Origin of the sequence: Wolbachia endosymbiont of Ceratosolen solmsi (assembly GCF_017869155.1) — a bacterium.
Lineage (GTDB): Bacteria > Pseudomonadota > Alphaproteobacteria > Rickettsiales > Anaplasmataceae > Wolbachia > Wolbachia pipientis.
Genome location: NZ_CP054598.1, coordinates 772984 through 787465, shown reverse-complemented (window position 1 = coordinate 787465; position 14482 = coordinate 772984). Strand labels below are relative to the sequence as shown.

The 14482-nt window shown below is 35.3% G+C and carries 10 protein-coding genes and 1 pseudogene; 6 read left to right on the top strand and 5 right to left on the bottom strand.

Annotation, left to right across the window (positions count from 1 at the left end):
* Positions 1–73: 73 nt before the first annotated feature.
* Both HUB95_RS06615 and HUB95_RS03800 read right to left on the bottom strand, forming a co-directional pair.
* Positions 74–1160: pseudogene (locus tag HUB95_RS06615) on the bottom strand (IS3 family transposase).
* 369 nt (positions 1161–1529) lie between these two features.
* Positions 1530–2702, bottom strand: a complete 1173-nt coding sequence (locus HUB95_RS03800; RefSeq protein WP_010962676.1) for an NADH-quinone oxidoreductase subunit D — start codon at positions 2700–2702, stop codon at positions 1530–1532.
* A 276-nt stretch (positions 2703–2978) separates the two neighbouring features.
* Between HUB95_RS03800 and HUB95_RS03795 the strand changes: the two genes are divergently transcribed.
* From HUB95_RS03795 to folD, 5 genes are all read left to right on the top strand, one after another.
* The gene (locus tag HUB95_RS03795; RefSeq protein ID WP_209452320.1) at positions 2979–4157 is read left to right on the top strand and encodes an aspartate aminotransferase family protein; all 1179 of its coding nucleotides are present in this window, start codon (positions 2979–2981) and stop codon (positions 4155–4157) included.
* An 88-nt stretch (positions 4158–4245) separates the two neighbouring features.
* Positions 4246–5529: an HlyC/CorC family transporter gene (locus HUB95_RS03790; RefSeq protein ID WP_015589067.1), complete on the top strand. Its 1284-nt coding sequence runs from the start codon at positions 4246–4248 to the stop codon at positions 5527–5529.
* Between the two features lie 13 nt (positions 5530–5542).
* Entirely contained in the window at positions 5543–5809 is a 267-nt protein-coding gene (locus HUB95_RS03785) for a DUF2312 domain-containing protein (protein WP_010082293.1), read from the top strand.
* Positions 5802–6377 carry a UbiX family flavin prenyltransferase gene (locus tag HUB95_RS03780; RefSeq protein ID WP_209452319.1) on the top strand — a complete coding sequence of 192 codons (576 nt, stop codon included), beginning with the start codon at positions 5802–5804 and terminating at the stop codon, positions 6375–6377. The genes HUB95_RS03785 and HUB95_RS03780 overlap by 8 nt, the downstream gene beginning before the upstream one ends.
* Complete coding sequence (folD, locus tag HUB95_RS03775; RefSeq protein WP_197907341.1) at positions 6361–7248, top strand: bifunctional methylenetetrahydrofolate dehydrogenase/methenyltetrahydrofolate cyclohydrolase FolD; 888 nt, start codon at positions 6361–6363, stop codon at positions 7246–7248. Before HUB95_RS03780 ends, folD begins: the two co-directional genes overlap by 17 nt.
* A gap of 375 nt (positions 7249–7623) precedes the next feature.
* Here folD and HUB95_RS03770 read toward each other — a convergent pair whose 3' ends face one another.
* On the bottom strand, positions 7624–8043 hold the full coding sequence (locus tag HUB95_RS03770) for an NUDIX domain-containing protein (protein WP_209452318.1): 420 nt from the start codon (positions 8041–8043) through the stop codon (positions 7624–7626).
* Between the two features lie 1111 nt (positions 8044–9154).
* Between HUB95_RS03770 and HUB95_RS03765 the strand changes: the two genes are divergently transcribed.
* The gene (locus HUB95_RS03765) at positions 9155–10243 is read left to right on the top strand and encodes an IS481-like element ISWpi2 family transposase (RefSeq protein ID WP_015588908.1); all 1089 of its coding nucleotides are present in this window, start codon (positions 9155–9157) and stop codon (positions 10241–10243) included.
* A gap of 109 nt (positions 10244–10352) precedes the next feature.
* On the opposite strand, the gene HUB95_RS03760 is transcribed toward HUB95_RS03765, so the two are convergent.
* A complete protein-coding gene (locus HUB95_RS03760; RefSeq protein ID WP_174516872.1) occupies positions 10353–12875 on the bottom strand; it encodes an ankyrin repeat domain-containing protein in 2523 nt (840 codons plus the stop codon).
* Positions 12857–14383, bottom strand: coding sequence for an ankyrin repeat domain-containing protein (locus tag HUB95_RS03755; RefSeq protein ID WP_209452317.1), 1527 nt, complete (start codon positions 14381–14383; stop codon positions 12857–12859). The genes HUB95_RS03760 and HUB95_RS03755 overlap by 19 nt, the downstream gene beginning before the upstream one ends.
* Between the last annotated feature and the right edge of the window lie 99 nt (positions 14384–14482).

The window sequence follows — 14482 nt, the reverse complement described above, 5'->3', positions numbered from 1 at the left end:
ACAAAATTAAGTAAAAATGTTATAGTTTATTGACCTTACCCAGAAAAAGTGGAGAGAAAGTTTGGAATGTTTTTTACAAAAAGAATGATGCATCAAATTGTTCTGGAATGCAATAGTTAATAGTGACGTTGTTTGTTATAAAAAATTTCTATGTATTCAAATATTGCAGTTCTAGTTTGTTGAGCAGAGTGTTGTGAAGTATCAATAAGTATTTCTCTTTTCAATGAGCTAAAGAAGCTTTCCACAACAGAATTGTTGTAACAACAACCTTTATGACTCATCTATATTCTTTACAGCTAAGAGATATTGATAACCTTGCGAAGTATATTGTGAACCTTTATCACTATGTAATAGTAGATTTTTGGCAGGTTTACGCTTGTTAACGTCCATTAATAAAGAGTCCATAACCAATTTATTGAACTGCTCATTAACTACCATGCGTAAATATAGATCGATTATTGTTGCCAAATATAGCCATCCTTCTTTGGTTTTTATATAAGTAATCCCATACTTTATTTGGTTGATCGACAATAAAGTTTTGGTCTAATATATTGGGAGCTACTGTCCGTTTGTTGTTTCTTAATTTTAAATTTTCTTCTCAATATAGCCTGAATACCATTTTTCTGCATAATACTTTGCACTGTTTTTAAGTTGCAACTTTTACCCAAAGCCTTTAATTCAGAATGAATTTTAGGAGCTCCATATCTACATTTAGAAGCTTGATATATTTTTTGAATATCTGCTAATGACTCTTTATTTGCTGATTCTCTACTGCTTATTTTCCTTGTAGTCCACTTATAGTAGCCACTAGCAGAAAACCCTACATAATTCCTGCACTTTATAGTGTTTACTATGCTCTTTTATGAAAAAATATTTTACTCTTTTTGACTGGCCAGGGCTTTTTTTAAAATGTCTCTTTCTCTTGTTACTTTTGCTAACTCTTTCTGTAAATCAAATCTCTCTTTGTCATAAGGTGCTACATCTGGAAATGCATTTGCCGCTGACTTTTTTTCGTTATATTTCTTCATCCATTTTCCTAATACACTATCCCTTATTCCTAGATCTCTTGCTACTTTTGCAACTGGTTGACCTACCTTTCTTTGTTCATTTGTCAGCTTAACAGCTTCCAATTTGAATTCTGCCTTATATTCTCTTGCCATTTCTAATCCTCCAAAATTTTATTTTACCCGAAAAAACTCCTTTCTTTCTCTCCACTTTTTCTGGGTAAGGTCAGTTTAGCTATAGGCAGCAATTTTCTGTATTTATTTTAAATTGAAGGAAGCTCAAATGAAAGATCATGTTTTGCTAAAAATCACAGAATGCAGTCTAACAGTGAACGGTTACGCTTTTAATCGAAAATGTTGTATAGTACACAATCAATTTTTCTGGATCCAAGTAGTCAAGGCACTGCCTTTGTGTTTGAGGCAAAATCGGCTATAACACTTAACATACTGCCTTTGCAAACAAATGTTCGTACAGTTATGTGTCAGCTACTTGCATGACGCCATTGCCTGAACGGGTACCAATGATTACCTATCAATCTCACCAAAAACTATATCGAGTGAGCCAATAATTGCTGCAACGTCAGCAAGCATGTGTCCTTTTGCCATAAAGTCTAAGGCTTGTAAATGCGCAAAGCCAGGTGCTCTTATTCGGCACCTATAAGGTCTATTGGTACCATCTGAAACTATATACACTCCAAACTCACCTTTTGGTGCCTCAACAACTGCGTAAGCCTCACCTTCTGGTACGTGATATCCTTCTGAATAGAGCTTAAAATGGTGAATCAGAGCTTCCATAGATTTTTTCATCTCTGCTCTTGACGGTGGAGAAATTTTTCTATCTTCAGTTTTTATTTGCCCTTCAGGCATTTTCTCTATGCACTGCTTCACCAAACTGATAGATTGCCTAATCTCTGCCATTCTAACTAGATAACGGTCATAACAGTCGCCATTTTGGCCGATCGGTATATCAAAATCTAGTTGATCATATATCTCATATGGCTGGCTTTTTCGCAAATCCCAAGCAAGCCCAGCAGCGCGCAACATTGGGCCACTAAAGCCCCAATCAAGTGCCTGTTTAATTGATATTTCACTAATTCCTACAGTGCGTTGCTTCCATATCCTATTTTCTGTTAAAAGTTCATCAACATCGTCTATATATTTTGGAAATTGCTCTATAAACTTTGCAATATCCTCAATCAAATCTTCTGGAACATCTGCTGCAATTCCACCTGGCCTGATGTAAGCTGCGTGAAACCTTGCACCTGAAGCTCTTTCGTAAAATTCCAGTATTTTTTCTCTTTCTTCAAAGAGCCATAAAAGAGGGGTCATTGCTCCAACATCAAGTGCTTGAGAAGAAACGTTCAGTAAATGATTTAGTATTCTCGTCAGTTCACAAAACAAGACACGTAAATACTTTGCCCTAATTGGCACTTCACATTGCAACAATTTCTCCACACAAAGTGAATATGCATGCTCTTGTGACATTGGTGATACGTAATCAAGGCGATCAAAATAAGGCAAAGCTTGAAGATACGTTTTATGTTCTATTAATTTTTCAGTACCGCGGTGCAGAAGCCCAATATGGGGATCTGCCCTCTCGATCACTTCACCATCCATCTCTAAAACAAGACGCAACACTCCATGTGCAGCTGGGTGCTGAGGTCCAAAATTTAACATCATTGTCTTTAGATCGGGCATGTCCAGTAGTTTAAGATATTAAAATTGTATAGGCTAAAGTGCGCTCAAAGTCAATAAACTTCTTGCATAGGCTACAACTATCATTCAATAGAAACAAAAACTTTTACAATGGCTAATAAGTGTTGGTAAAACCAAGTCACTTTAGCTATAGAATGACAAAAAAGGTTTGCATTAGCCAAATTTTTAGTTGAAGTAGCATAAAGAGGTTAAAGGAAAAGCTTTGTGTTAATGGATTCATTTCAGGTATAGTATAGATAACACCACAATACTTATAAAATGGATCATGTTGTTAATGCGTATAATAGACTTGACACTCCTATAGTTAGGGGAGAAGGGGTATATCTTTTTGATATAGGTGGTAAAAAATATTTAGATTTTGCTGCAGGTATTTCTACAACTTCTTTAGGGCATTGTCATCCATACATTACAGATAAGCTGAAAGAGCAATTGAGCTCACTATGGCACTGCTCTAACATTTTTACTATTCCCGAGCAAGAAAGGCTTGCCGAGCGTTTAACAACTCTTACTTTTGCAGATAAAGTTTTTTTCTGCTCAAGTGGGCTTGAAGCAACAGAAGCTGCAATTAAGTTTATTCGTCGTTATTTTTACTTGAAAGGGCAAGCAAAACGTAATCGTATTATTACAATTGAAGGAGGGTTTCATGGCCGCAGTATTGCTGCAATTTCTGCTGGAGGCAGTGAAAAACCACGCGAAGGTTTTGCTCCGCTTCTTTCTGGTTTTGATAAAGTGCCAAGAAATGACATTAAAGCTTTGGAGAAAAAAATCAGCGATGAGACAGCTGCTGTGTTTTTAGAGCCCATACAAAGTGAAGGTGGAGTATATCCACTAGACGTAGAATATCTTCAAAAAGTAAGGGAAATAACAAAAGCTCAAGGAATAATTTTGTGCTTTGATGAAGTGCAGTGCGGATATGGACGCATCGGTTCTTTATTTCATTATCAAAATGTCGGCATTGAACCTGATATGCTAACCTGTGCGAAGGCTATGGGTAACGGTTTTCCTGTAGCTGCATGTTTAGTGAAAGATTATATAGCAGAAGCAATTACTCCAGGAACTCATGGATCAACCTATGGTGGCAATCCACTTGCCATGACTGTTGGTAATGCAGTGCTCGATATAATGCTAAAAGAAGGCTTTTTTGATCATGTTAAAAGAATTAGTAAATATTTAAAAGAAAAGCTGTTGCTTTTAGCTAAAGAATTTCCTGAGATGATTTTAGAAGTTCGTGGAGAAGGGTTACTAATGGGAATAGAACTAGCAACTCTTGTAGCTGATAAAATTATTAGTCGATCTCTTGATAAAGGTTTAATAATAACTAGGGTTTTAAACAACAAAGTAGTAAGGGTAACCCCACCACTTATCATTGAGGATGAGCATGTGAACGCAGCGTGTAATATGCTTTATGATTTGTTTTTTAAGATTAAAGGTATATAAAATTCGGCAATATAAATTCAGGCTTGCAAATGCCTCTCATAACATGTAAAATTAATTTTATTTTTTATCACAATAACATCGTACTTTAATGGATTGGTTATTGGTCTTAGTATCATCAGCAATTTTTGTTTTGTTAGTTTTATCGTTTTTGTTCTCAGGAGCAGAAATAGGCTTAACCTCAATTAGCCGTTCTCGAGTTAATAAGCTAAAGCTAGACGGTAACAAAAAAGCCAGGGTAATAGATCGCTTATTAAATAGGAAAGAATTGACAATAGGAACGGTATTGCTCGGCAATACAATTATTAATATTACTTGCTCTGCTTTATTTACAGCAATATTTATCAATCTTTTTGGAAATGAGGGCATTCTCCTATCAACAATTATAATGACATTTTGTATTTTATTGTTCTGCGAAGTTCTACCAAAAACTTATGCTATTCAAAATCCTGAAAAATTTGCATCATTTTCTGCTTATTTTGTATTGTTTTTTGTAAAGATTTTTTCTCCATTGACACTAGGTATTCAATTTATTGTTAACCTCATCCTAAAATTATGTGGGCTGCATAAAGATAAGGAAGTGATATCTGCAGCGGATGCAATGCGTAATATGATTACTCTTCACCGCAGTGAAGGAACTATGTTGCAACAGGATTTAGATATGCTAAGCAGCATACTTGATTTGGCTGAGACAGAGATATCACAAATTATGACCCATAGAAGAAACCTATTTTCTCTTGATATAGATCGGAATAAAGAAGAGTTAATAAGAGAGATTTTAACCAGCAGTCACAGTAGAGTACCTTTATGGCAGAAGGAACCAGATAACATTGTAGGTGTAATTCACGTGAAAGCTCTAATAAATGCTTTGCGTGAAAAGAATAATAAAGCGGAAGGAGTTGACATTACCCAAGTTATGTCAAGGCCTTGGTTCATACCAGAAAGTACACCGCTCAGCGTGCAACTTCACAACTTCCGTAAGAACAGGAAACACCTTGCATTTGTTATTGATGAGTATGGAGCACTGCAGGGAATTGTAACTCTTGAGGATATACTGGAAGAAATAGTTGGAGAAATTTCGGATGAACATGATTTGATTACGGAGAATTTTATAAAGAAAATATCTGATAATATGTATCACATAGAAGGAAAATCTACTATTAGGGACATTAACAGGCAGTTATACTGGAATCTCCCTGATGAAGAAGCTACAACTCTAGCAGGTATGATTGTGAATGAAATAGAGCGCATTCCTGACGAAGGCGAGGAGTTTTCCATGTATGGTTTTCGCTTTAAGATTTTAAAAAAAGATAAAAATATTATTACTGTTGTTGAAGTGCAAGTAAAAACTGGTAATATTAGTGGCAGCAATTAATTAGTGGAGTTTCATGGAAGATACAGTAAAAATAACGGCTGAAGAGTTGAAGGGTTACATAGAGAGAATCGAAAAACTTGAACAAGAAAAGAGGGATGTGCAAGATCACATTCGTGATGTATATGCAAAAGCCGCAGATGAAGGTTGGGATATAAAAGTGATGAAACAAATTATTAGGCTGAGGAAGATGGATGATGATGACAGAGAGGAACAAGAAATATTGCTTGATACCTATAAACGTGCATTGGGAATGAGCTACGAAGAAGAGTTAAGTGAATAGCAGAATTGTAATTGGAATAAGTGGAGCATCTGGTTCTATTTACGGTGTGCGTATTTTAGAAGCGTTGAAAGACGTCGATTATGAAACTCATTTAGTGATAAGTCGTGCTGGGAAAATAACTTTAGCTCACGAGATTAAAGAAAAACTTGAAGATATTACATCACTTGCAGATTTTTACTATTCTGAAGAAAAGATTGGAGAAAAAATAGCAAGCGGCTCATTTAAAACCTCAGGGATGATTGTAGCACCATGCTCTATGAAGACAATGTCTGAAATCGCATCAGGTGTTACTTCCAATCTATTGACAAGGGCTGCAGATGTAACGCTAAAAGAAAGAAGAAAGTTAGTTCTTATGGTGCGAGAGTCACCACTGCATCTTGGGCATTTACAAAATATGTTAAAATTAGCGGAGATGGGAGCAATTATTGCTCCACCAGTACCAGCTTTTTATATTAAACCAAAATCGTTGGATGATATTATTAATCATTCTGTTGGCAAAGTATTGGATTTATTTGATATCAAATTACCCGACTTTAAGGAGTGGCAAGGAAGTGACAATTATTATTGATGGTAAAAAAATAGCAAACGACCTATGTGAGAGGCTATCACAAAAAATTGATATTTTAAAGAGAGAGTATAACATTTTTCCTTGCCTGAAAGTAATTCTCGTGGGCAGCAATCCAGCAAGTCAGGTTTATGTTCGCAACAAACAGAAAAAAGCAGAATCAATAGGCATAAGTTCTGGGACCATTGTTTTGCCTGATAATATTTCAGAAGATGAATTAATTGAAAAAATCAATGAATTAAATGAAGATCCATCTGTGCATGGCATTTTAGTGCAATTGCCTTTACCAAATCATATTAGTGCAAGCAGAGTAATTAACACAGTAAGTGTTGAAAAAGATGTAGATGGCTTTCATGATGAAAACGTTGGCAAATTAGTTAAAGGTGAAAAAAACTGCCTTATACCTTGCACTCCTAAAGGTTCTTTGCATTTAATTAAGTCAATTGAAGAGAACCTTTCCGGTAAAAACGCAGTGGTAATTGGTAGGTCAAATATCGTGGGCAAGCCAATGTTTTACCTGCTATTGCAAGAAAACTGCACTGTCACCATCTTGCATTCACAAAGCAAAGATTTAGCTGAATATTGCTCTAAAGCGGATATAGTAGTTGCAGCAGTCGGAAAGCCAAATTTTGTTCAAGCAGACTGGATAAAGAAAGGTGCAATAGTGATCGATGTTGGCATAAATAGCGTTAACGTAGGAGAACAAAGTAAGCTCGTAGGTGATGTTGACTTCGGGGGAATAAAAGAAAAAGTCAAAGCTATTACCCCAGTACCCGGGGGCGTTGGCCCAATGACCATTGCATTTCTAATGATGAACACTGTTATTGCTGCTTGCTTGCAGAAGGGAGTTGATGCTTCTAATTTCATTAGTTGAGGTATGAAGAGGAAGCTGTATGAAGATAGAATGTACCACATCTCACAATTAATAAAAAATTGAGATTTTTGAAATTCCTCGGTAGTCAAATTTATTAAATATTTAGGATCATCATCTATTCTTTTTTCTCTACAAGTATAGCTAAAGTGGCTTAGGTTTACCTACAATTTGAAAAACAACAAATTCGTCATTCCGCTACTAGTTAGCGGAATCTATGCCGAGATACCGCGGCGGTATGACGTAGGGAAACCTTTCTTGGGTTAGCTATAGTTAGTGGAATTGCAAAGTTTCTAGGCATAAAAAGCTTTGAACCTAATATATGAGCCAAACTTGATTTTCCAACCGTAGATACACCTGTAATAAAAATAATAGTCTTCATTTTATGAATTTACTTGCTATATGAACTATCGGAGAAATTTTTTTATAGTTTATAGTATCTATACTTTGCCATATACAACCATCAGAATCTTTTCCATCAGATTCTCGCTTTATTTCTCCTATGATTTCAATTTTGTATAAAACTGCTATATGTTTTAGACATTTATTTACATTGTCTTCATTATAATGATATAGGCTAGTAACTGTTTGGATTTGGTCGTATTGTTTCACTAAACAACCTGTTTCTTCTCTAATTTCTCTTACAAGTGCCTCTTCAAGCGTTTCAGCAATTTCTACCTGGTAAATCAAACAACCCTTTATAAGGACCTCGACTTTTTTCACCAAAACTATACTTTTAGGTTTTAAAATTAAACCGTATACGCCTAAGTGAGAGTGATAAATAATATCATCTTTCATTAAATCAAAAATATTAGAGTTAATATAATAATTTAAAAAATCAATTATACAAAATAATGTATTATAAATACAATTACTCAATATAAAAATTCCACTTAACAAATTTATAAAAGTATAGCTTCTACGTCATACCGTCACGGTATCTCTTAGCATAGATCCTGCTAACAAGTAGCGGGATACTTAACCGTCATACCGCCGCGGTATCTCTTAGCCGCTAACACGTAGCGGTATGACGATTGTCGTTTAACTATAAATATTTAAGAAATTTACCAAATGAAAAAAAAAGGCAAAAGAAACCCCGTAGTGCGAGTTTTGACTCTCTAATACTTTAAATTGGCGCTATAATAATGTGCTGACGCTTAGTTTAAGCGCGATTTGGCTGAATGTAGAAAAATTTTAAAAGACATGCAGCCGCTATAATGTTATGTAATCCGCCAAAAGATACCCTGAGTTTTTTACTGAATTTTGTCATTGAGCCTGCAGGTCAAAAACAAGTTTTGAGTCATAAATACCCTTAATGCCATGACGTGTATAATAATGTTACAAAAAATAATATCATAGAATTCAATAGGATAATCCCTAGAGAATTACTCATCTACAAAAAGCCAAATCGTGTTAATGCTGTTTAGATGTAAAAGATAAGCTAAATCTTTACAGGGAATTTAAAACAGTAGAATACCTTTGATTGAAAAAAAGAACCAAACTAGGCAACTTAACCGGTTTGCTATTTCAACTACTACAACTAAATCAATAAATCTTAATAGGGGGAAAAACATCATGAGTGCGCCAAGAAGTGCGTAAAGTTCAGTTGGTGAAAATCCAACCCAGGCAAAGCCTAGCCAGCAACCTGGAACGAACCATTATGCTGCGTAAGGTGACGAGCGTAGTAAAGCTAGTGGAAGGTGTAAAAGACAAGATTTGATCTGACAGACAAGAATTAACTGACAGAAGAATTGAGGTAGTCAAAACTAATATCAGGCTCTTGTGTAATGCTACTAATATTTTTCTGAAAAGCAATATATTTGCTATCAAGAAAAGTGTATTAAATAAGACTTGACCTGACACTTTAAAAAAGTAAGTTAAAAATAATAAAAATAAAGGAGTGTTAGATATGAGTACAATACAGACAAAAATATTAAAACCAAAGCTAGGATTATTAGAACTAGCAAAACAACTAGGAAATGTGTCTCAAGCATGCAAAGTGATGGGATACTCAAGAGATACATTTTATCGCTTTAAGGAGTTATATGAAAATGGAGGAGAGGAAGCATTACATGAAATAAGTAAGAAAAAACCGCTATTAGCAAACAGAGTTTCCGACGATATAGAAAGAGCAGTGATTGGTATAGCAACAGAATTTCCAGCATATGGGCAAGAAAGAGCTGCAAATGAACTGAGAAAAAGAGGTATAATAATTTCTCAGGGAGGAGTAAGGTCTGTATGGCTAAGAAATGACCTTGAAACTCTCAAAAAGAGACTTAAAGCACTAGAGACAAAAGTAGCTCAAGACGGAATCATTTTAACTGAAGAACAACTTGCAGCTTTAGAAAAAGTGAAAGAACAAAGGGAAGCTCATGGTGAAATTGAGACGCAACATCCAGGTTATTTGGGTTCTCAAGATACCTATTATGTGGGCAATATCAAAGGTATAGGGCGCATTTATCAGCAAACTTTTGTTGATACTTATTCCAGAGTTGCAATGGTTAAACTTTACACGGACAGAACAGCTATTACAGCTGCAGATCTTCTCAACGATAGAGTTATTCCATTTTTTGATGAGCAGAAAATTCCATTATTACGCATTTTAACTGATAGGGGTACGGAGTACTGTGGCAAGCCCGAAAATCACGCTTATCAGCTTTATTTGGGCATAGAAAACATCGATCATTCTAGAACTAAAGCCAACTCTCCACAGACTAATGGCATATGTAAAAGGTTTCATAGAACCATGCAAGATGAGTGTTACAATATCATCTTTAGAAAGAAAATCTACAGTTCTTTGGAAGATCTACAGATTGATGTTGATCATTGGTTGCGTTCTTATAATGAGACAAGACCTCACTCGGGTAAATATTGCTATGGCAAAACGCCTATGCAAACTTTTCTTGATAGCAAATATATTGCTTTTCAGAAAAATATTAGTAGCATTACACAAGAGCCTGATATTAGTTTTGACTACCTCAATTCTTCTGTCAGTTAATTCTTGTCTGTCAGATCAAATCTTGTCTTTTACAGGCTGAACAGATACAAATAAGACAAATTTCTCAAAAAATCTTTTAAAATGTTAACTTAACATCACCATCACTTCATTATAGAGAACGGCCTACTGTTTCTTCAAGACTTGAAGCTTTTCTCATTTTTTCGCGCTTTGCCCAAGGGCCCACTTTTGTTGCATCAGATTGACTAATTGTTTCAGAACGAATCAACTCTCCAGATCTAGTAAAAAAACCTCGTTCAATAGCATCACGTACTGAACACCCACCAAGCAAACATTTTTCCCCTATTCGTTCCTCACAATTCTGTAATTTTTTCCACTTTTCTTGATCTTCTACTTCTACCTTTATTAGATTTTGCTTATCAGGGTATAATCTCACTTCCAACTCTCCCAAGCCAGTATCGAAAGTCAATACTATATTACTACCATCTGCTAGGCCTACATAATTCCTTATAGCGTTTTCCGTTATAATTTCTACCTCACTCTTACCTATCTTTATTATATTTCTTCCGTATTGTACACCTTCCTGAGTGATACCTAAACCCCTTGCTCCATTTGTAATCTTTGCAACATCTACTTTACTATCCTGTGAATATTCAAGACAGAGAGTAGAGTTGTCGATTTTTACGTCTCTTACCTTACCACTTGTTGCGCTTTGAACGATTGTTATGAAATCTAAAGCACGATTCTCATAATCTGCATAAGCGTTTTTCATATTAGCTTTGTGGCTTTCAAACTCTTCCAGTTCGTCAATTACATATATACTGCTTATGTTGTACAAAATTGCCCCTTTTGATATCAATTGACATACTATACCACTAGCAACCTCTATATTCCTTGAACCTTCGGAACTCTTTCTTAATTCACTAATCTTTCTTATCACAAAATCTGTAAAACTATATTCCTTTTCATATACCTTTCCGTATATACTACCCTGGTTAGGAAAGTTCAGCCTTACCCCAAGTTCTATAGCTTCGTTTACAACGCGTTTTAACTCATCTATATCTTTGGATTTATTTACCCTACCCAAAAATATTTTCAACTTTTCCGACTGATCTAATATTAAATCATCCCATAGAGTTCTAAGCTTAGGCAAACGTTTTTTGTCCTTCCACTCTTCGTAATCAATCGCTCCTGCTTCTAGCAGCAACTTTTTTGCTTCTTTGAAATGAGTTTCATTACCATAACAAGCCTCCCTAATCTTTTGAAAAACTCGAGACTTTCCTTCGCAATCACGGAGATTGAGAATCTCTTTAAGACCTTCATTTCCTTTGTGCTGATTGAAAAACTTTCTTAGTCGATTAGTGTTAAAGCTATGACCGCAAACACCTTCTAAATCATTTTTTGCTTCCAATTGCTCCTGAGTTAAAAAGATCTGTTCTAAAAGATTCACTTCAAAAGGTTTTTTGTTAATAATTACAATGTCTAGAGGAGTTTTTCCTTGTCTGTCAGGTTGACTACGTGCTCCTTTTTTCAGAAGCAAAGGTATATTTAAAGTATTATAATAAGCAGCATAGTGCAAAGGTGTTTGCCCTTCACTGTTAACTATGTTAGGATCAGCACCAGATTTTAAAAGTAAAGTCATAAATGCACTAACTGCACAACCTATGTCTTTTTCCACTGCTAAATACTCCATACCTTGTATTACATGTAGTATTGTCAATTTGGATTCTCCCCTTTGAAGATTGAGAACAGCTTTTAGATCATCACCTTTGTTATCGTGTAAAAAGTCCTCAAACCTTGTAATGTCACAAAATGGAAAGTCTGTAAGAAGATTTAACAGTGCCTTATTCAAATTTTTTTGGTTATCTTTTAAATCAGGTACGTTGAAAGACCAATCAGATATTAAATTTTTGAATTTTTCCCTTTTAATAATAGAGGTCAAAGAGCTGTTATCACTAAGCAGCAACGAGTATTTAATTGACTCATACTTATCATCTACCCGCCCCTCCTTCTGTTCTACCTTTACCTCCTTTAAATACTCTGTATCATCATCTTTAATGCGTTTAGCTAGATCCTTTAAAAATTCAATATCTCTGTTTTCCAGTAAAGGGAATGCTCCCTTCTTCATGAGAATCGAGACCATTTGTGTACTTCGTCCAGCTAAGTATAATGGAGTGCGCCGTTTTTCATCTAACGCATTAACATCAGCCCCATTGTTTATAAGATACTCTACTATTTTTATTTTTTGGCTCAAGACAGCATGATGTAGAGGAGTGCTTCCGTCATTATACTTCTTATTAACACTTGCTCCATTTTTTATTAGGATCTCTACCATTCTTGTGTTCCCTTGTGAGATAGCATAATATAATGGATCACGATTGTACGCATCAATTGTGTTAACATCAGCTCCTCCTTTTATAAGGGTTTCTACCATTTGTTTGTTGTTTTTTAAAACAGCAAAACTTAATTGGCACAATGTACCTGGATCTACTTGTTTTAATCTCTCTTCTATTTTACTAACTACATTACTCTTACTTAAACCAACATCAGCGTTAGCAGTACTTAATACTTCCTGCAATTTATTCAATTCCATAACTCCACCTCGGTTAAAAATACTACGCACCATTTTTACACGCATGACATAAAATGCAAGAACTAATATGACATGCAACATTCGTCCTTAGGCATTTGAGGTAAGCTTTGCCTATTCACTTCACATTCATTTAGCCTACTACTAGGCTTTAATACTGCATATGTAATGCCACCAGCAATGGCCCCAACAATCAATGCAGCAGTAGCTGATATTGATAAACTAAGATGAATAGCAATACATCCAATAGCTACACTTGTCAACATGGTCATTATGCCTACACAGAAACTGGTCTTTATTGCTCTATTAGTTATAGTTAGGTGTTTATTTTCTGTCACTTTTTGATACTGTATCACATTTTTATTGTCAGCCAGACTTCCCGAGGTTTTGGGATACTCCCTTACTCGAAGACTAAGATACTTAACTATATCTTTGTAACCATTGGAATCCGCCAAATCGGAAGGAGTCTCACATCTAAAGTTTTTTACATCAATAGTAGCCTTTTCTTCCTCTACAAGATATTCAACTATATCGTAGCGATTCATTCTAGCAGCTTCATGTAATGGAGTATCGCCATTTTTTTTGCTTACTACATTAACATCAGATCCCTTTTCTAACAGAGCTTTAACTATGCCTAAATAGCCCACCTCACAAGCAATATGCAAAGCAGTGCATCCTTCTTCGTTTCGTGCTTCAAAACTAGCTCCTTTGTCTAACAAAAATTGAACTACTTTCAAACGACCACATCCAGCAGCTTCATTTAAAGCAGTATCGCCGTCATAGTTTGTTGCATTAATATCAGTACCTTTGTCTAATAGAGCTTTAACGATTTCTAAGTAACCCTTTCGAGCAGCAATATGCAAGACACATTTGAAACTATTCTTTCGTATGTCAGCATTATTCATTTTGCCCAATAAAAACTGAACTATTTTCAAGTTTCCCCCTATAGCAGCACAATGCAAAGCAGTGCAGTCTTGATAACCTCGTATCTCAAAACTAGCACCTCTTTTTAACAGAAATTGAACTACTTCTAATTTGCCTGCTTCAACAGCAATATGTAAGGCAGTGTCACCATTATATTTTTGCGCATCAACATCAGTACCATTATCTAGCAGAAATTGAACTACGTTTAAGTGACCCATCTGAGCAGCAATATGCAGCGCAGTAGCGCCTTCATTGTTTTTTACCTCAACAGTAGCCCCTTTTTCTAACAGGGCTTCAACGATTACGAAGTGGCCCTTGCTAGCAGCAAAATGCAAAGGCGTGTTACCATCGTTGTCTTCTGTCTCAACGCTAGCTCCTTTGTTTAATAGATCTTGAACTTTCTCTAAGGAACCATGAAAAGCAAAATTAAGTAAGTCAGTATGTATATTACTTTCGTGTACACAATGCTCATCTGTTTTTAAGTGACTATCGAGCGTAGCTAAATATGAATACGTAATATTTTGATTAACTTGATAAATTGGTATTGTCTGTGTTGCATAAAAACCTTGTTCTTTTGACCGCTTTTCTATTCCATCAACCATACTGTTCTCTTCTAAATCTGCTTGAATATTTATTGGATTAGATACTTCTTCCAATTGATTACCCATAACACTAACTTAACTTAAAAACTTATGTTTTAATTATTACACAATTATTATAATTAGCAATAGTTTTATATTTTTTCAGAATTACAAATTTATTGTATT